Annotated in this window: 13 protein-coding genes and 1 other annotated feature; of the genes, 6 read left to right on the top strand and 7 right to left on the bottom strand. The window is 57.5% G+C overall.

Annotated features, from left to right (window positions below; translation table 11 throughout):
• Window positions 1–47 precede the first annotated feature (47 nt).
• From RMR16_RS04105 to aspS, 3 genes are all read right to left on the bottom strand, one after another.
• Window positions 48–1,529, bottom strand: a complete 1,482-nt coding sequence (locus RMR16_RS04105) for a SulP family inorganic anion transporter (protein ID WP_320199456.1) — start codon at window positions 1,527–1,529, stop codon at window positions 48–50.
• 74 nt (window positions 1,530–1,603) lie between these two features.
• Window positions 1,604–1,659, bottom strand: a sequence feature (sul1 is cis-regulatory element that is thought to sense ions involved in sulfur or methionine metabolism; They are found in Alphaproteobacteria).
• Between the two features lie 57 nt (window positions 1,660–1,716).
• Window positions 1,717–2,193, bottom strand: a complete 477-nt coding sequence (locus tag RMR16_RS04100) for an FUSC family protein (RefSeq protein WP_320199455.1) — start codon at window positions 2,191–2,193, stop codon at window positions 1,717–1,719.
• Window positions 2,194–2,198: 5 nt separating this feature from the next.
• Window positions 2,199–3,989 (bottom strand): aspartate--tRNA ligase, encoded by a 1,791-nt coding sequence (aspS, locus tag RMR16_RS04095; RefSeq protein WP_320199454.1) that lies wholly within the window; start codon window positions 3,987–3,989, stop codon window positions 2,199–2,201.
• Between the two features lie 204 nt (window positions 3,990–4,193).
• On the opposite strand from aspS, the gene RMR16_RS04090 reads away from it, so the two are divergent.
• From RMR16_RS04090 to RMR16_RS04075, 4 genes are all read left to right on the top strand, one after another.
• Window positions 4,194–5,444: an MFS transporter gene (locus RMR16_RS04090; RefSeq protein WP_320199453.1), complete on the top strand. Its 1,251-nt coding sequence runs from the start codon at window positions 4,194–4,196 to the stop codon at window positions 5,442–5,444.
• 112 nt (window positions 5,445–5,556) lie between these two features.
• Window positions 5,557–6,717, top strand: a complete 1,161-nt coding sequence (gene rnd / locus RMR16_RS04085; protein ID WP_320199452.1) for a ribonuclease D — start codon at window positions 5,557–5,559, stop codon at window positions 6,715–6,717.
• A gap of 215 nt (window positions 6,718–6,932) precedes the next feature.
• A complete protein-coding gene (locus RMR16_RS04080) occupies window positions 6,933–7,958 on the top strand; it encodes an adenylate/guanylate cyclase domain-containing protein (RefSeq protein ID WP_320199451.1) in 1,026 nt (341 codons plus the stop codon).
• A gap of 107 nt (window positions 7,959–8,065) precedes the next feature.
• Window positions 8,066–9,427, top strand: a complete 1,362-nt coding sequence (locus tag RMR16_RS04075) for an esterase-like activity of phytase family protein (protein WP_320199450.1) — start codon at window positions 8,066–8,068, stop codon at window positions 9,425–9,427.
• A 59-nt stretch (window positions 9,428–9,486) separates the two neighbouring features.
• Here the strand turns inward: RMR16_RS04075 and ppx are convergent, their stop codons facing one another.
• The 4 genes from ppx to RMR16_RS04055 all read right to left on the bottom strand — a co-directional run bounded on the left by ppx (window position 9,487) and on the right by RMR16_RS04055 (window position 15,140).
• Window positions 9,487–11,007: an exopolyphosphatase gene (gene ppx, locus RMR16_RS04070; protein WP_320199449.1), complete on the bottom strand. Its 1,521-nt coding sequence runs from the start codon at window positions 11,005–11,007 to the stop codon at window positions 9,487–9,489.
• Entirely contained in the window at window positions 11,004–13,205 is a 2,202-nt protein-coding gene (locus RMR16_RS04065) for an RNA degradosome polyphosphate kinase (RefSeq protein ID WP_320199448.1), read from the bottom strand. Before RMR16_RS04065 ends, ppx begins: the two co-directional genes overlap by 4 nt.
• Window positions 13,206–13,268: 63 nt before the next feature.
• Window positions 13,269–13,982 (bottom strand): DnaA regulatory inactivator HdaA, encoded by a 714-nt coding sequence (gene hdaA / locus RMR16_RS04060; protein WP_320199447.1) that lies wholly within the window; start codon window positions 13,980–13,982, stop codon window positions 13,269–13,271.
• Window positions 13,983–13,985: 3 nt separating this feature from the next.
• Complete coding sequence (locus RMR16_RS04055) at window positions 13,986–15,140, bottom strand: AI-2E family transporter (protein ID WP_320199446.1); 1,155 nt, start codon at window positions 15,138–15,140, stop codon at window positions 13,986–13,988.
• A 237-nt stretch (window positions 15,141–15,377) separates the two neighbouring features.
• Between RMR16_RS04055 and purM the strand changes: the two genes are divergently transcribed.
• Together purM and purN are read left to right on the top strand one after the other, a co-directional pair.
• Window positions 15,378–16,451 carry a phosphoribosylformylglycinamidine cyclo-ligase gene (gene purM / locus RMR16_RS04050; protein ID WP_320199445.1) on the top strand — a complete coding sequence of 358 codons (1,074 nt, stop codon included), beginning with the start codon at window positions 15,378–15,380 and terminating at the stop codon, window positions 16,449–16,451.
• Complete coding sequence (purN, locus tag RMR16_RS04045) at window positions 16,448–17,107, top strand: phosphoribosylglycinamide formyltransferase (protein WP_320199444.1); 660 nt, start codon at window positions 16,448–16,450, stop codon at window positions 17,105–17,107. The genes purM and purN overlap by 4 nt, the downstream gene beginning before the upstream one ends.
• Window positions 17,108–17,120: the final 13 nt, after the last annotated feature.

Here is a 17,120-nt window from a genome sequence, read left to right as displayed (position 1 = left end):
TGTGTGACAAAGCCCCGGAGCAGCGATGCTCCGGGGCTTTTTCGTTTTCAGTGCGGAGCCTGCGGCGTCGCATCCGGTTTATCATGCAGGGCGAAGCGGTCGATCATGTCGGCGCTCGCCGCATTGACGCCTTTGACGGAAATCTGATGGCCGGATTTTCGGAATTTCATCACGATCTTATCCAGCGCGCCGACCGCAGATATATCCCACAGATGAGCCTCGCTGACATCGATGGTAACGTGCTGCACGGGTTCGGAAAAATCGAAAGCGGCGATGAAGCTTTCCGTCGAGGCAAAGAATATCTGGCCATAGACGCGGTATGTCCGCTCCGTGCCATCATCGCTGAGGTCCGATTTTACGTCAAAGAGCTTGGCGACCTTTCCGGCGAAGAACACGCCAGAGAGCAGCACGCCTGCAAGAACGCCCTTTGCCAGATCATGCGTGGCGATGACCGTCACAACCGTGACCAGCATGACGATGCTGGACGACGGCGGGTTGCGGCGCAGATCAAGCAACGAGCGCCACGAGAAGGTGCCGATCGACACCATGATCATCACCGCCACGAGTGCGGCCATCGGAATGATGCGGACAATGTCATCCAACACCAGAATGAGGAACAGCAGGAACGTGCCCGCCACGAAGGTGGAAAGCCGCCCTCGCCCACCGGAAGATACATTGATGACCGACTGGCCAATCATGGCGCAGCCACCCATGCCGCCGATGAGGGCGGAGGCGATATTGCTGGCACCCTGCCCGATGCATTCCTGACTTTTGTTGCTGGGCGTATCCGTCATGTCATCGACAATCTGGGCCGTCAGCAGCGATTCGAGCAGGCCGACTGCGGCAAGGGCTGCGGAATAGGGAAAGATGATCTGGAGCGTTTCCCATGTCAGCGGCAGTTGCGGCAAGGTGAAGACCGGCAAGGTCGAAGGCAACTCACCCAGATCACCCACCGTTCTGATGTCCATGCCGAAATAGAGAGAGGCCAGCGTCAACACGGCAATCGCCACCAGAGGCGATGGAATGGCACGTGTCAGCAGCGGGAACAGATAGATGATGGCAAGGCCAGCAGCGATCATGACATAGGTGGCGACCGGAACGCCGAGCAGCTCCGGCAACTGTGCCATGAAGATAAGGATAGCCAGGGCGTTGACGAAGCCGGTCATGACGGAGCGGGAGACGAACCGCATGACACGACCGAGTTTCACGATACCGGCCAAGATTTGCAGAATGCCCATCAGGATCGTGGCTGCGAAGAGATATTGCAGGCCGTGCTCTTTGACGAGCGTGACCATCAACACCGCCGTGGCGGCTGTGGCTGCGGAAATCATACCCGGCCTGCCGCCGGTGAAAGCAGACACACAGGCGATGGCGAAGGAGGCGAACAGCCCGATCTTCGGATCGACACCGGCAATGACTGAAAAGCCGATGGCTTCCGGGATAAGTGCAAGGGCAACGACAATGCCAGAGAGGATGTCTCCACGAATGTTCGAAAACCACTCACGTTTGTAAGCTTGAAATTTGTTCATAGGGATTTTTTCGCAAATCAATGCGCACCGACAGGACTATGCTCTTATAAACGAAAAGACGTGGCGGTGCTTTGCGTTGTCTGGCGGATCGGCGGCCAGAAGAGCCACCCGGAATTACACCGGGTCCGTGGTGAGTGAGGTTTGTATAGAGGCAGAAGGCTATCGCCGCAAGTCTTGCAAAAACGGTTCAGGCATCAGGCTTGTTGCGAAAGAAGATGAAGGCGACGGAGACGCCGGTGGCCACGCCCACCATCACGTCCAGCAACCGCACAAAACCCGCAGTTTGCGGTCCCAGCAGCAGAACCAGCATGGCGGATGCGCCCGCCTGGATGGCGACAACAGGCGCTCTGCTGAGCGATGCGGCGATCATCATGGCAAGGAAAATCGCCACGGCCATTCTGACCTCCCCCATTTCATAGGGAAACATCAGGGCAAGTTCACCGACAACCAGGCCGGTGGTGACGCCAATCAGCAGATTGATGCCTTGGGTGAAGTGGTTGGGAATGTTCGGCGCGAGGCAGATCAGGGCTGTGATGGCCGCAAAGACCGGCTGGGGATGGCCGAGCAGATGCCGGGCGACCCAAAAAGCAAAGGCGGCAGCCAAAGCCGCCGCCAACACATGAGTGAAAGCTGCACGAGCGCGGTCAAGCAGCCCTTGCAGCATCTCTGTTAGTCCTTCTTCGGCGTCGGCACGACGCGCAGCGCCAGTTCGCGCAACTGCGTTGGCGAGGCTGGTGCCGGGGCGTTCATCAGCAGGTCTTGCGCCTGCTGATTCATCGGGAACAGCGTGATTTCACGCAGGTTCTTGGTGCCGGTCAGCAACATGACGACGCGGTCCACGCCTGCGGCCATGCCGCCGTGTGGCGGTGCGCCGTATTGGAAGGCGCGGTAGAGGCCACCGAAGCGATCTTCTACGTCCTGCTGGCTGAGGCCCACCTTTTCGAACGCCTTGACCATCAGTTCTGGGGACTGGTTACGAATGGAGCCGGAGGCAATTTCGTAGCCGTTGCAGACCATGTCGTACTGGTAGGCCTTGATGGTCAGCGGGTCCTGGTTTTCCAGCGCGTCCAGTCCACCCTGTGGCATGGAGAACGGGTTGTGCGCGAAGTCGATCTTCTTTTCTTCTTCGTTGTATTCGAAGAACGGGAAGTCGACGATCCAGCACAGCTCGAAACGGTCGCGGTCAACGAGGTTCAGTTCCTCGCCTGCGCGGGTGCGGGCTTCGCCTGCGAATTTGTAGAACTTGGCAGGATCACCGGCCACGAAGAAGGATGCATCGCCTGCTTCAAGACCAAGCTGAACGCGAAGTGCTTCAGTGCGCTCGTCGCCAATGTTCTTGGCAAGCGGACCGGAACCGACGACCTTGCCGTCCTCTTCCTTCCAGAAGATGTAGCCGAGGCCGGGCTGACCCTGTCCCTGTGCCCATGCATTCATGCGGTCGCAGAATGCGCGGCTGCCACCGGTCTTGGCTGGAACAGCCCAGACTTCAACCTTCGGGTTGGACGCAATCATGTTTGCGAAGACCTTGAAGCCGGAACCGGCGAAATGGTCTGTCACGGCCTGCATCTCGATCGGGTTACGCAGATCCGGCTTGTCGGAACCGTAAGTGCGGATCGAATCGTCATAGGCGATGCGGCGGAAGTTCTGCGTCACAGGCTTGCCTTCGGCAAACTGCTCGAACACGCCGCGAATGACGGGTTCCATGGTTTCCCAGACGTCTTCCTGCGTCACGAAGCTCATTTCGAGGTCGAGCTGGTAGAATTCGCCGGGCAGACGGTCTGCACGCGGGTCTTCATCGCGGAAGCAGGGTGCGATCTGGAAGTAGCGGTCGAAACCGGCCACCATCAAAAGCTGCTTGTACTGCTGCGGCGCCTGCGGCAGCGCGAAGAACTTGCCTTCGTGGATGCGGCTTGGCACGAGGAAGTCGCGTGCGCCTTCTGGCGAAGAGGCCGTCAGGATCGGCGTGGAATATTCGGCAAAACCGATATCGCCCATGCGGCGGCGCATATCGGAGATGATCTGCGTGCGCTTGACGATGTTCTTGTGGAGCGTATCGCGGCGCAGGTCGAGGAAGCGGTACTTCAGGCGCACGTCTTCAGGATAATCCGGCTCGCCGAAGACCGGCAGCGGCAGTTCCTTGGACGCGGCCAGCACTTCGATTTCCTGCGCGTAAAGCTCGATTTCGCCCGTCGCCATGGTCTTGTTGGTGGTGTCTTCCGAACGGGCCTTGACCAGACCATCGATACGGATGACCCATTCACCGCGAACCACTTCCGCATCCTTGAACGCAGGGCTATCCGGATCGGCAACCACCTGCGTAATGCCGTAATGGTCGCGAAGATCGATGAAGAGAACGCCGCCGTGATCTCGCACGCGATGGACCCAGCCAGAGAGGCGGACAGTCGCGCCGACGTCGGACTTGCGGAGAGCGGCACAGGTATGGCTGCGGTAACGATGCATTTTGTTATCCTGAAACATAACGGCGATCACAGATGGATCGCGTATTCTAAATCGGGCGGAAAAGCGCATGGCCTGCCTGATTTGTCAAGGCAAAGCGCAATATTGTCCCGTATTGCACTGTGTTTAGGCGTATTTCACTCCACAGAATCAGCTATCGATATCGTCAGCTTTTCAAAGTCACTCCAGACACGCGATGTATGCCGCATGAGCCAGATCAGACCCCTCATTCCGCTTCTTCTGACGGCGGGTATTCTTATCGGTGGAAACGGCTTGCAGGGAACGTTCATTGCCCTGCGCGGATTGTCTGAAGGCTTTTCCGCCAGCACCATCGGCCTCATCAGCGCCGGTTATAGCCTCGGTTTCGCTGTCGGCTGTATCAACGTGACCCGACTGTTGCGAAAAATTGGCCATATTCGCGTCTTTGCCGCCATGTCGGCCATCGCATCGGCGGCGTCCATCACCATGGTCCTCGTCACCGATCCGTTCTTCTGGTTTGCGATGCGCTTCCTCATCGGCATTGCGGTCGCCTGTCTGTTCGCCACCATCGAAAGCTGGATCAACGCGCAGGTGACGAATTCCAACCGGGCGCGCACGCTCTCCGTTTATCGTTTCGTCGATCTTGGTTCGGTGACACTGGCGCAATACGTCATCCCAGTGGTCGGCATACAGGGGCCGGCGATCTTCTCGCTCATCGCCATGGCGCTGGCGCTGTCGATTGTGCCGATATCGCTGGCGGACAAATCCAACCCCGCGCCGCCCAAACAGGTGCCGTTCAACCTGTTCGCCGTATGGCGCATTTCGCCGCTCGCGGTCATCGGCTGTATCGCAGTGGGCCTCAGCATGTCGGCGTTCCGCAATATCGGCCCGATTTACGCCGAGCAGATCGGATTGTCCGTCACCTCGATCGCCACCTTCATGAGTGCGGGCATCATCGGTGGAGTCGTGCTGCAATATCCGCTCGGCGCTTATTCCGACCGTTACGACCGCCGCATCGTCATTGTCGCAACCACCGGCGCTTCTGTGGTTACTGGACTGTTCCTGTCGTTTTTCGCGGGCACCAGCGAATTGAGCAACGTCATCGGCGTGTTCATATTCGGGGCCTTCGCGCTGCCGCTCTACTCGCTCAGTTCAGCCCACGGCAACGACCATGCCAAGGATGGCGAACACGCCATGATGTCGGCGGGCCTGCTGTTTTTCTGGTCGCTGGGTGCCACCGTCGGCCCGCTGCTGGCCTCCATCCTCATCGACCATTTCGGTCCGAAAGCGCTGTTTGCCTATACGGCTGCGATACAGGTCGTGTTCATGGCCTATGCGATTTACCGGCTGACTGTGCGTGCCGGAGTGCCGCCAGAAGAGAGAAGCTGGCGCTTCCGTTCGCTTTTGCGGACCTCCGCTTATTTTGTGAAACTTGCAGCACCGCCGCCGGATCAGGACAAAAACGACAAGCAACAGTAATCTCTAACTGAGAAAGACGGGACAGAAAGACAAGAAGAGCCGCCTTTGTATTGACATGCGCGCCTCAAAGGGAAACTAAGTTCGGTACTTTCCATTGACTGGCAAAAAAACAATGATTGAGACGACCACAGCACTCGCTGACGCATGCAAGGAACTGGCGAAATCCGAATTCATTACCATTGATACGGAATTTCTGCGCGAGACGACGTTCTGGCCGGAGCTTTGTCTGGTGCAGATGGCAAGCCCTACGTTGGAAGTGCTGGTTGACCCGCTTGCCAAGGGTATCGATCTGACACCGCTGTTCGAACTGATGGCCGATACCAGCGTCATCAAGGTTTTCCATGCGGCAAGGCAGGATATCGAAATCATCCACCATCTGGGCGGACTTATTCCGCACCCGATTTTCGATACGCAGGTCGCCGCCATGGTCTGCGGCTTTGGCGACTCGATCTCTTACGATCAGCTGGTTCAGAAGATCAAGAATGTGCAGATCGACAAGTCCTCACGCTTCACCGACTGGAGCCGCCGTCCGCTGACGGAAAAGCAGCTTGATTACGCCATTGCCGATGTGACCCACCTGCGGGACGTCTATCTGGCGCTGAAGGCGCAGCTGGAACGGGATGGCCGCTCTTCCTGGCTGAAGGAAGAGATGGACATTCTCGAATCGCGTGACACCTATGACCTGCATCCCGACGATGCGTGGTTGCGGTTGAAATCACGCCTTCGCAAACCGGCCGAACTTGCCATTCTCAAATTCATCGCCGCATGGCGTGAGCGCGAAGCCCGCTCTCGCAACGTGCCACGGTCGCGCGTGTTGAAAGACGATGCGATTTTCGAGATTGCCCAGCAACAGCCCAAGGACACCGAAGCGCTGTCGCGCCTTCGCACCATTCCGAAGGGTTGGGAACGTTCCTCTTCCGGCACCGCTATCATCGAAACGGTGAATGCGGCGCTGGCTTTGCCGAAGGCCGACATGCCGCATCCCCCACGCCAGAGCCATTCACCAGAAGGGTCCGGCGCGGCCGTGGAACTTCTGAAAGTGCTGTTGAAGCTGACGGCAGACAAGCACGGCGTTGCGGCCAAGGTGATCGCCAACAGTGAAGACCTCGACAGGATTGCCTCGGAAGGTGAAACGGCTGAGGTTCCTGCCCTTTCCGGCTGGCGTCGTGACCTTTTCGGTGAGCCTGCCCTGAAGCTGATCCGCGGTGAAGTCGCCTTGCGCTTTGCCGGCAAGAAGGTTGAAGCGCTGGAACTGCCGCAGCAGGTTCTGTAAAGCCCAAACGGCGAAACAAACATGACCGGATGATGTGTGTGAGGTGCATTTCAGTGCATCTCGGCCACACCTGATACCCGTTGAGACCATATTACCGAAACGTCACTTTTCGGCCCATTCGTTCCACAATAAGATCGTGACCAGCAAGAATCGGAAGTCGGTTCCTGATGAATGGTGGCGTTCTTTCCATCCGTGTTGCAAACTAAAGAGCCGACATGAGAAAAGTTCTCGCAATGCTGGACTACGTTATGCTGTTTCTGGCGGTTGCCGGCGCAGGCGTGGCTTATGCGTTTCTGGAATATGGCGGCGGCGCGCTGATCGGCGCGACCTATGCCTTGTTTGCCTGCGCGCCCATTCTAGCCTTCGAGCGCGGCTATATCATGCCGGGGCTTTCACGCCGCATCAGCATGTTGCCGACACCCGCCTATATCGCACTCGGCCTGATGATTTATGCCATTCTGGTGTTTTGCGGTTTTGGTCTGGGCGGCACGATTTTGTGGGCGACGGGTATTTTCCCAGTGAGTTGGCGCCGCGCCGTACATGCGGAGATGCAAACGCTTCTGTTCACGCTCGGCGTTTGCGCCATCATCGTGTTCATCATGCGTGTGCGCGAATTGCTGGGCCGCGATATTTTCATCGACCTTATTCTTGGCCGCTACCGCCGCCCGGTGAGCGAGGAGCGCGTGTTCCTGTTCATCGATCTGGTCGGCTCCACATCGTTTGCCGAAACCCACGGCGACCTGAAGGCGCAGGAATATTTGGGCGAGTTGTTTTCCGTCTATGCTGCCCCGGTTCGAAAACGCGGCGGGGTGATCGACGATTATATTGGTGATGCTGCCATCATCACATGGCCGTACCATCTGGCCATCCGCCGCGCCGCCTGCATCAATTGCGTGTTCGATATTCTGTCGGTGATCGACAAGGATCGCGCGGCGTGGTTATCGCGTTTCGGCACCGTGCCGAAGCTGCGTTTTGCCATTCATGGCGGGCCGGTGATTACGGCTGAAATCGGCGTCGATCATCACAAGATCACCTATTTCGGCGATACCGTGAACACCACGGCGCGGCTGGAATCGCTGAGCAAGATGCTCGGCCACCCCATCCTCATCTCGTCTGATCTGGCGCATCAATTGCTGCTGCCAAAAGGCGTGAAAAGCGAATATCTGGGTGAACATGCCGTGAAAGGTCGCGGGCAGACGCTGGGCGTTTGCGCATTGAGCCAGCATCCTATTGCCGCATAACGTAGCTCCTTCATCAGCGTCATCAAATCTTCAACACCGCATTATGTGGCTGTCATAAAATCTGCCTATCGGTCCATCCGTCACAGACGCAAACCGACAGGTGTTTCATGAAAAAAATCCTTCTAGCCTCCGTGGCATTTCTTGCCATGAGTGTTGCTCCAACAGTTGCCGCAGAGAAAGAATTTCCGGCAAAGCTTGTTTCTCAAGCCGTTCTGCCTGCAAACACCATCATTGCTGCACCCGCTGACGCGCCGGAGCATCTGAAGACTTCTGCCAAGTTCACGACGGCAGACCGCAAGCGCGCCGAAGGTCTCGGCACCGTGCCGGGCAAGGATGGCGTTCGCCTCACCGGCCTTTCCATGCCGTTCAACGGTCAGGCTCAGCAGGGCTTTTCCGGCATCAAGACCATGAGCGACGGTACGTTCTGGAGCCTGTCCGACAATGGTTTCGGCTCCAAGCTGAATTCCAGCGACGCCATGCTGATGCTGCACCACGTCAAATTCGGTTGGGACACGGGCAAGGTCGATACGCTGGAAACCGTTTTTCTGTCTGACCCCGACAAAAAATCGCCCTTCCCAATCGTCATGGAAGGCTCTGAAAAGCGTTATCTGACCGGCGCGGATTTCGATATCGAATCCATTCAGCCAACGGCTGACGGCTTCTGGGTCGGCGAAGAATTCGGCCCTTACATTCTGAAGTTTACCCGCGACGGCAAGCTGACGGATGTAATTTCGACGAAGGCTGGCGATATCGAAGTCAAGTCACCGGACAATCCAGTTCTGGCGCTTCCGGGCAACCCGACGCAGAAGATGCCTGCTTTCAATCTCAAGCGCTCCGGCGGTTATGAAGGCATGGCGATGTCGAAAGACGGCTCAAAGCTTTACGGCTTGCTGGAAGGTCCGCTGTACACCGCAGACGGTCAGGTCGAGAAAACCGAAGACGGCGCAACCGGACTTCGCATCATTGAGCTGGATGTTGCGTCAAAGGCATGGACAGGCCGCACATGGCTGTATCCGCTGGCGGAAAGCGGCGAAGCCATCGGCGATTTCAACATGCTGGATGATAGCACAGCTCTCGTTATCGAACGTGACAATGGTGCGGGTTCCGCAGACAAGGCTTGCGCCGACCCGAAAAAGCCGGAAGCCAATTGCTTTGCAGTGCCAGCCAAGTTGAAGCGCATCTACAAGATCGAGTTCAACGATGCGAATGTCGGCAAGGCCGCCCGCAAGATCGGTTACATCGACCTGATGAAGATCGCCGATCCCGATAACAAGGCGCGTCAGGGCAGCAGCAATGGCATCTACACAATGCCATTCGTGACGATCGAAAACGTCGACCGCGTCGATGCCACGCACATCATCGTCGGCAACGACAACAACCTGCCTTTCTCCGCAGGCCGTGCTCTGGACAAGGCAGACGACAATGAATTCGTGCTGCTTGAAGTCAAAGACTTGCTCGACGCGAAATAAGCAAACGAAAGCCGCCATGGTTCACACCATGGCGGCTTTTTCAAAACGTGACGATCAGACTATTCGAAGACGAAAGACAGGCGTTTGCCCGTCAGCTTTGCCAGTTGCTGCAAGCGTCCTTCCAGACGTTCACCTGCAAAATCGCAATAATCATGCGGCACGACAAATTCCAGATCGTAATCGGGATTGAGAGATTTGCGGAAGCGCAACTGATCCACCACACCCGGCATGGATGCCGAAAACAGGTAGGCCACGCGCAACAAACCACCCAACAGTTTGGCAAGCTCAATCATGCGCGGCGTGGCGATTTGCGCCAACCCGTCGGTCATGCCGTTATCGTTCAAACCTTCAAAACGATAATAGTTGGCAAGGGCGATATAGGCGCGGCCCGGATGGGTAATCGAGACGAAAGACGAATGCGCGATGATGTTGAGCGCCTGCAAGCCGCGATAATCCGGGTGGGCGCGCCAGCTGATATCCGCCACAAGGCAGGCCGCCTGCCGGTAACGGCTTTCCTCTGCGGTTTCCTCAATGCCGAACACAGGGAAAGTGCGGCCGCTCCAGTCGGCAAGCTCACGCGCATGTTCGGGTGAACGGGCGCGCAGGATCGCCAGTTCATCGGCAGCCACCAGCAGCGGATCACTCTGACGTTCTGCCTCGGGCAAAAGCGAATAAAGATAGCCTTCACGCACGCCCTGCGCCGAAAAGGCAATCTTGGCGGGCTTCATGGCTTCCAGCACTTCACGCAGCGCAATGCCGCCGAACGGAAGCAGCGAACGGCGGTTTTTGGAAACCGCCTGCCATGCGGGGTCTTTGCTATCCTTCGATGCGATCACTTCATCAAGGAAGCTCAACATCTCGCCATAAGGCACCTCGTACCCCTGCATCATGTGAAGCGGATAATGGGTGATTTCCATGTGCAGCTTGGCAATGTTGCGCCATGTTCCGCCCACGGCATAGAAGGTGCGTCCCTCGCCTTTCGACAGGAGCTTTGCGCCCTTGATCTGCTTTTTGGCGTAGGTCGCGGCCTTTTCGATGGAGCCGCCCGATTGTTCAAACAGCCGCAGACCGCCCAGCGGCAGGGTTATGCCCGTGCCGCAATCGCCGCCCTTGATGTCGATGAGTTCCAGAGAACCGCCACCGAGGTCGCCCGCGATGCCGTCTGGATCATGAAAACCGCTGATCACGCCGTAGGCGGAATAGAGCGCTTCCTTTTCGCCGGACAGCACTTCGATTTCGCAGCCGAGAATGGCTTCCGCCTCGCGAATGAAATCCGCGCCATTGGCGGCTTCACGCGCAGCGGCGGTGGCCAGCACATACAGCTTATGCGCCTGCGCCTGTTCCGACAAAGCGTGGAAACGGCGAAGCGCCGTCAGCGCGCGGCGCACGCCTTCGTCATCCATGCGTCCGGTCAGTGCCAGACCCTTGCCCAGACCGCAGAGAACTTTTTCGTTGAACAGCACCGCAGGGGCGCGCGAGAGACCTTCATAGACGACGAGGCGAACGGAGTTCGAACCAATATCTATGACGGAAACGGGGGCCAGCCCTGACAGCCGCCCCTGTGCTTCTGATCTTGTCATTCAGCCTGTTTCTTGCGGGATGAGATCAACCCTGCAATCAGTTTAGGCGCACTGGACTTCAAGGCTTCACCACGTCCTGAAAGGCTGGGATTGGTCATGAAATAGTGCTGCGCGTTGAACGGTTCTTCGCCCTTGCGCACTTCGATGCGCCTGGACGTTCCGTCCGGAAGTATCTCGTAGCTCTGCTGATTGTCAATGAGATTGCCCAGCATGATCTGCGAAAGAACCTGCTCGTGCACCGTTGGATTGACCAAGGGCACCATTGTTTCGACGCGGCGATCCAGATTGCGCGGCATCATGTCGGCAGAGCCGATGTAGACCAGCGCCTTGTCGGACGGCAGGCCGTAACCATTGCCGAAGCAGAAAATACGGCTGTGTTCCAGAAAACGTCCGACGATGGATTTGACGCGGATATTGTCCGAAAGACCCGGAACCTGCGGGCGCAGGCAGCAAATGCCACGGATGACCAGATCGATTTCCACACCGGCTTCGCTGGCGCGGTACAACGCATCGATGATTTCCGGATCGACCAGCGAGTTCATCTTCATCCAGATGGCTGCCGGCGCACCGGCCTTGGCATGTTCCATCTCATCATGAATATGCTTGAGAATGCGCGACCGCAGCGTATAGGGCGAAACAGCCAGCTTCATGCCTTCTTCCGGCTCACCGTAACCGGTGATGAAGTTGAAGATATTCGCCATATCATGTGCAATCTTGGGATTGCAGGTGAAGAACGAAAGGTCCGTATAAACCTTCGCCGTCACGGGGTGGTAATTGCCTGTACCGAGGTGGCAATAGGTCCGCAGCTTTCCGTCTTCACGGCGCACGACCATGGACATCTTGGCGTGGGTTTTCAGTTCGATAAAGCCGAACACCACCTGCACGCCAGCGCGCTCCAGATCGCGCGCCCAGCGAATATTCGCCTCTTCGTCGAAGCGCGCCTTGAGTTCCACCAGCGCCGTGACCGATTTGCCGAGTTCAGCGGCATCGATCAGCGCGCGGACGATCGGGCTATCGTTGGAGGTGCGGTAAAGCGTCTGCTTGATGGCAAGAACGTTGGGATCACGCGCTGCTTGATGCAGGAACTGCGCAACCACGTCGAAGCTTTCATAAGGATGGTGAACCACCATGTCCTTTTCGCGAATGGCAGCAAGGCAATCGCCCGCATGTTCACGAACACGCTCAGGGAAACGCGCGTTGTAAGGCTCGAATTTCAGGTCATCGCGAGGTGCCTTGACGAGTTCCGAAATCGTGTTCAGCGCCAGAAGACCCGGCAGAACGGCCACGCGATTTTCCGGCACGCCCAATTCATCCACGACGAACTGGCGAAGCGATTGCGGCATTTCGCTATCGGTTTCGATTCGAATGACCGAGCCGCGACGGCGGCGCTTCAGGGCGCTTTCGAAATACAGCACCAGATCTTCGGCTTCTTCTTCAAGCTCGATATCGCTGTCGCGAATGATACGGAAAGTGCCGAAGCCGCTGACCGTATATCCCGGATAAAGCCGGTGGATAAACATGCCAACCACATCTTCCAGCGTGATGTAGCGGATCGCGCCTTTCTCATCCGGCAGGCGAATGAAGCGGTCCAGCGCTGTCGGCAGGCGCAAAAGCGCTGTCATCGGTTCGCGACCGTTGACGCTGTCCAACTGCAAGCCCATCGAAAAACCGAGATTGGGAATGAAGGGGAACGGATGCGCCGGATCAATGGACAAAGGCGTCAGCACGGGGAAGATCAAGTCTTCAAAATCGTTTGCGAGCCAGTTGCGATCTTCATCCGATAGCGATGCCGGACGGACGACATAGATATCCTCCTTGGCAAGATATTGCTGGAGAACGGCAAGCGATGCCTGCTGCTCCATCTGGAGATTATCGATTTCCTTGAGAATATCCTCAAGCTGCTCGGCGGGCGTCTTGCCATCCGGCGTCTTGACGGTGATGGACTGGCGCACCTGGCCTTCCAACCCGGCAACGCGCACCATGAAAAATTCATCAAGGTTGGCGGCGGAAATGGAGAGAAAACGCAACCGCTCCAGCAAGGGATGGTCGGTGTTCAGCGTTTCTTCCAGAACACGGCGGTTGAATTGCAGCCATGAGAATTCGCGGTTGATGAAGCGCGCAGGGCTATCCCAAAGGTTTTGCACCTCCGGCGCTGGCTTGCTTTCCTGTTCGAAACCGTCCTGCACCGCCGAATCCATCACACACTCCGCCCGTTAAATTTCTCGTTCCAGTATAACAATTTGACGACGGAACTGTGACAGTCAATCCTCTTCGGGTTGGCTGCCAAGCTCCGTCAGAACCTCCGCTGCCAGCGCACGGCTGATGCGGCTGCCGCGTGACATGGCAAGACGATCCAGTCTTTCGACAATCGTTTGCGCAGTATCCAGCGAACGCTCCATTCGCGCGACAATATAGCTGACAAGTTTGTCATCCATGTAAAGCTGCCGGTCGGCAAAGAGTTTCATCAACACCTGCGCCAGCAAGTCCTCATCCGGCTCCCCGATTTCCACCACCGTCGCCGCCTTCAGGCGTGAACGAAGGTCCGGCAATGTCACCGGCCATGCGGCTGGCCATTGCCGCGTGGTGATGAGAAGCGAGGTGCCATTTTCCCGCACGCTGTTGATGACGTGGAACAGCTCGGTATCATCGAAACCGGTTCTGTCCGCGTCTTCAAACAGAACCGGGCTGCTTTCCGCCGCCCTTGCCGCTTCCGCACCCGCCTTGGGTTCGATAGCCACAGCATTGCTGGTGTTTTTCCAGATGCTGGCAAGATGGGATTTTCCGGAGCCCTGCGGCCCAACCAGAATGACAACGGGCGACGGCCAGCGCGGCCATTCATCCACGATGCTGACCGCAGCCTCCAAAGGTGCTGCCACCAGAAGGTCTTCGCGGCCTGTTGCCGTCTGGTGTGAAAAAGCAAGTGGCAACTGCTCGGCCTTGGACCGAGCAGAACCGGGTTTATTGTTTTCGGTCATATATCAGCCCTGAGAATCGATCTTCTGCGGCGGCAAGGCTTCCAACTGTTGCCCGTCATTCTCCCATGGAAGATTGGCAGCACGGCCGTGGTAAAGATCGCTGTCAAGATAACGCGACAGGACAAACCGGACAAGCACGCCAACCGCCGCTGCCGCAGGCACAGCCACCATCAGACCCACGAAGCCGAACAATGCGCCGAATGCAAACAGCGCAAACATCAGCCAGACCGGATGAAGACCAACGCTGCTGCCAACCAGTTTCGGCTGCAAGATATTGCCTTCCAGGAACTGCCCGGAGAAGAACACGGCCAGCGTCAGGATCACATAGATATAATCCGGCCAGAATTGCACCAGCGCTACGCCAACGGCCAGCACAAGGCCAACCATGGAGCCAATATAGGGAATGAAGCTGATGGCGCCCGCAAAAAAGCCGATCAGCAAGCCGAAATTCAGCCCGACGAGCGACAGGCCCACCGCATAATAGACGCCAAGGATAAGGCAGAGCGAACCCTGTCCGCGAATGAAGCCTGCAATGGTCGAGTCCATGTCTCTAGCGATCTGGCGCACGGTCGCCACATGGTCACGCGGTATCCAGCTATCGACCTTGTTGATCATCCGGTCCCAATCCAGCAGCAAATAGAAGGCCACGACGGGCGTGACGACCAGCAGCGATATGACGTCGACCAGCGACTTGCCGGAATTCCAGATTTGCGTCAGCAACGTGCCAATAAATCCGGCACCTTCGGCCAGCAGCTTGGAGAAGTTTTCCTTCACCGTATCGATCTGTGCGCTGACCCAGCCGGGCAAAAGGTTGCTATCGGCCCCGGCGATGAGTTGCTGAAGCGATGAAATATACTGGGGAATGCGCGTTATGAACTCCGACGCCTGCGCGACGATCAGGGGAATGATGATGATAAGCGACAACGCAAACAGCAGCACGAAGGAGACGAGAATCATCACGCTTGCCATCATGCGGCTCAACCCGCGACGCTCCAGCCAATCGGCGATGGGGTCGAGGAAATAGGCCAGCGCCATGCCCGCCACGAAAGGCAGAAGGATGGAGCTGAACACCATCAAAAACAGAATGAAAAAGACGAGAGCGCCCAGCCAGAAAAATATCTGGCGCCTCAGATTCAAGCCTCTGATATGTGGTTGCATCGTCTGCTCCTTATGAGCGTATGTTAGCCTAACGCTGTAGCATGGAAATAGGATGCGTGGAGCAGAATGGTCAAGGGTAACGCCATTCGCAATTTCACGAAGGCCGATCTTTCCCATAACAATACGGCTAAAACATCCAAAAGGCGTGAAAAACATGCGTTTTGCCCCGCCCATACTTGCATCGGCAACCGTCTCATGCGAATGGCACGCGAAACGGAACCAGCGGAGACGAGAGCCATGAGCCAGTCGGGCAAGAACGGTCTTACCTACAGCGATGCAGGCGTGGATATCGACGCCGGAAACCTGATGGTCGAGAAAATCAAGCCAGCCGTGCGCTCCACCCGCCGCCCCGGTGCGGATGGTGAAATTGGTGGCTTCGGCGGTTTGTTCGATCTGAAGGCCGCAGGATTCACAGACCCGGTTCTCGTCGCAGCCAATGACGGCGTGGGCACCAAGCTCAAGATCGCCATCGACGCGAACTACCATGACACCGTCGGCATCGACCTCGTTGCCATGTGCGTCAACGATCTCGTGGTGCAGGGTGCAGAGCCGCTGTTCTTCCTCGACTACTTCGCGACAGGCAAGCTGGACCCGGATCAGGGTGCCTCCATCGTCACCGGCATTGCTGCCGGTTGCCGTGAATCGGGCTGTGCGCTGATCGGTGGTGAGACCGCCGAAATGCCGGGCATGTATTCCGATGGCGATTATGACCTTGCAGGCTTTGCCGTGGGTGCCGCCGAGCGCGGCCAGCTTCTGCCAAAGGGCGACATCGCCGAAGGCGATGTCATTCTCGGTCTGTCCTCCTCCGGCGTTCATTCCAACGGGTTTTCGCTGGTGCGCAAGATCGTCACGCTTTCCGGCCTTGAGTGGGATGCACCTGCCCCATTCGCAGAGGATAAGAAGCTGGGCGAGGCTTTGCTGACCCCGACCCGCATCTATGTAAAACCGCTTTTGAAGGCGATCCGCGAAACCGGCGCTTTGAAGGCGCTGGCGCACATCACCGGCGGCGGTTTCCCCGAAAATATTCCGCGTGTTCTGCCAAAACATCTGGCCGCTGAAATCGATCTGGAATCGATCAGGGTTCCTGCCGTCTTCTCATGGCTTGCCAAGACAGGCGGCGTGGCGCCCAATGAAATGCTGCGCACCTTCAACTGCGGCGTCGGCATGATCGTGGTCGTTGCTGCCGAGGACGCGCAGAAGGTAACAGACGCGCTGACCGCCGAAGGCGAAACCGTGTTCCCGCTGGGCCGCATGGTGGCGCGTGCGGAAGGCGACCATGGCACGATCTACAAGGGTACGCTCGGTCTATGAGCACGCCATCTGCCCGCAAACGCGTCGTCGTTTTCATTTCCGGCAGCGGCTCCAACATGATGGCGCTGGCACAAGCCTGTCAGGCACCGGATTTTCCGGCGGAAATTGCTTGCGTTATTTCGGATAAAGCAACGGCTGGTGGGCTGGCCAAGGCGCAAGGCTTGGGCATTGCTACGCTGGTCTTCGAGCGTAAAACCTATGCCAGCAAGGCCGAACACGAAACCGCCATTCTGGCTGCGCTCAGCGAAATTGCGCCTGACATCATCTGCCTTGCAGGCTACATGCGCCTGATTTCCGGCGAATTCATCGCACCCTATGAAGGCCGGATCATCAACATCCACCCTTCCCTGCTCCCGCTTTTCCCCGGCCTGCACACGCACGAGCGCGCCATCGAAAGCGGCATGAAAATCACCGGCTGCACGGTGCATTTCGTCACCGAAGGCATGGACGAAGGCCCGGTCATCGGCCAGGCGGCGGTGCCGGTGCTGGTGGGTGATACGGCAGATACACTGGCCGCCCGCGTTCTGACGATAGAACATCAGCTCTATCCGCTTTCTCTGAAGCTTCTGTCTGAGGGCAAAGTGCGGATGGAAGACGGCAAGGCCGTTCGCGGTGACGATGCGTGTGACGCAGGACAGCAGTTGCTTTCTGCTTGAAGCAACCAACTTA

Source organism: Agrobacterium sp. rho-13.3, from assembly GCF_033957765.2.
Taxonomy (GTDB): Bacteria; Pseudomonadota; Alphaproteobacteria; order Rhizobiales; family Rhizobiaceae; genus Agrobacterium.
The sequence above is the reverse complement of the archived record's forward strand: the minus strand, read 5'-3'. Positions and strand labels throughout refer to the sequence as shown.

Bases quoted from the DNA above. Each gene is read 5' to 3' on its own strand.
- RMR16_RS04105 (WP_320199456.1), bottom strand. From the start codon at position 1,529: ATGAACAAATTTCAAGCTTACAAACGTGAGTGGTTTTCGAACATTCGT.
- RMR16_RS04100 (WP_320199455.1), bottom strand. From the start codon at position 2,193: ATGCTGCAAGGGCTGCTTGACCGCGCTCGTGCAGCTTTCACTCATGTG.
- aspS (WP_320199454.1), bottom strand. From the start codon at position 3,989: ATGCATCGTTACCGCAGCCATACCTGTGCCGCTCTCCGCAAGTCCGAC.
- RMR16_RS04090 (WP_320199453.1), top strand. From the start codon at position 4,194: ATGAGCCAGATCAGACCCCTCATTCCGCTTCTTCTGACGGCGGGTATT.
- rnd (WP_320199452.1), top strand. From the start codon at position 5,557: ATGATTGAGACGACCACAGCACTCGCTGACGCATGCAAGGAACTGGCG.
- RMR16_RS04080 (WP_320199451.1), top strand. From the start codon at position 6,933: ATGAGAAAAGTTCTCGCAATGCTGGACTACGTTATGCTGTTTCTGGCG.
- RMR16_RS04075 (WP_320199450.1), top strand. From the start codon at position 8,066: ATGAAAAAAATCCTTCTAGCCTCCGTGGCATTTCTTGCCATGAGTGTT.
- ppx (WP_320199449.1), bottom strand. From the start codon at position 11,007: ATGACAAGATCAGAAGCACAGGGGCGGCTGTCAGGGCTGGCCCCCGTT.
- RMR16_RS04065 (WP_320199448.1), bottom strand. From the start codon at position 13,205: ATGGATTCGGCGGTGCAGGACGGTTTCGAACAGGAAAGCAAGCCAGCG.
- hdaA (WP_320199447.1), bottom strand. From the start codon at position 13,982: ATGACCGAAAACAATAAACCCGGTTCTGCTCGGTCCAAGGCCGAGCAG.
- RMR16_RS04055 (WP_320199446.1), bottom strand. From the start codon at position 15,140: ATGCAACCACATATCAGAGGCTTGAATCTGAGGCGCCAGATATTTTTC.
- purM (WP_320199445.1), top strand. From the start codon at position 15,378: ATGAGCCAGTCGGGCAAGAACGGTCTTACCTACAGCGATGCAGGCGTG.
- purN (WP_320199444.1), top strand. From the start codon at position 16,448: ATGAGCACGCCATCTGCCCGCAAACGCGTCGTCGTTTTCATTTCCGGC.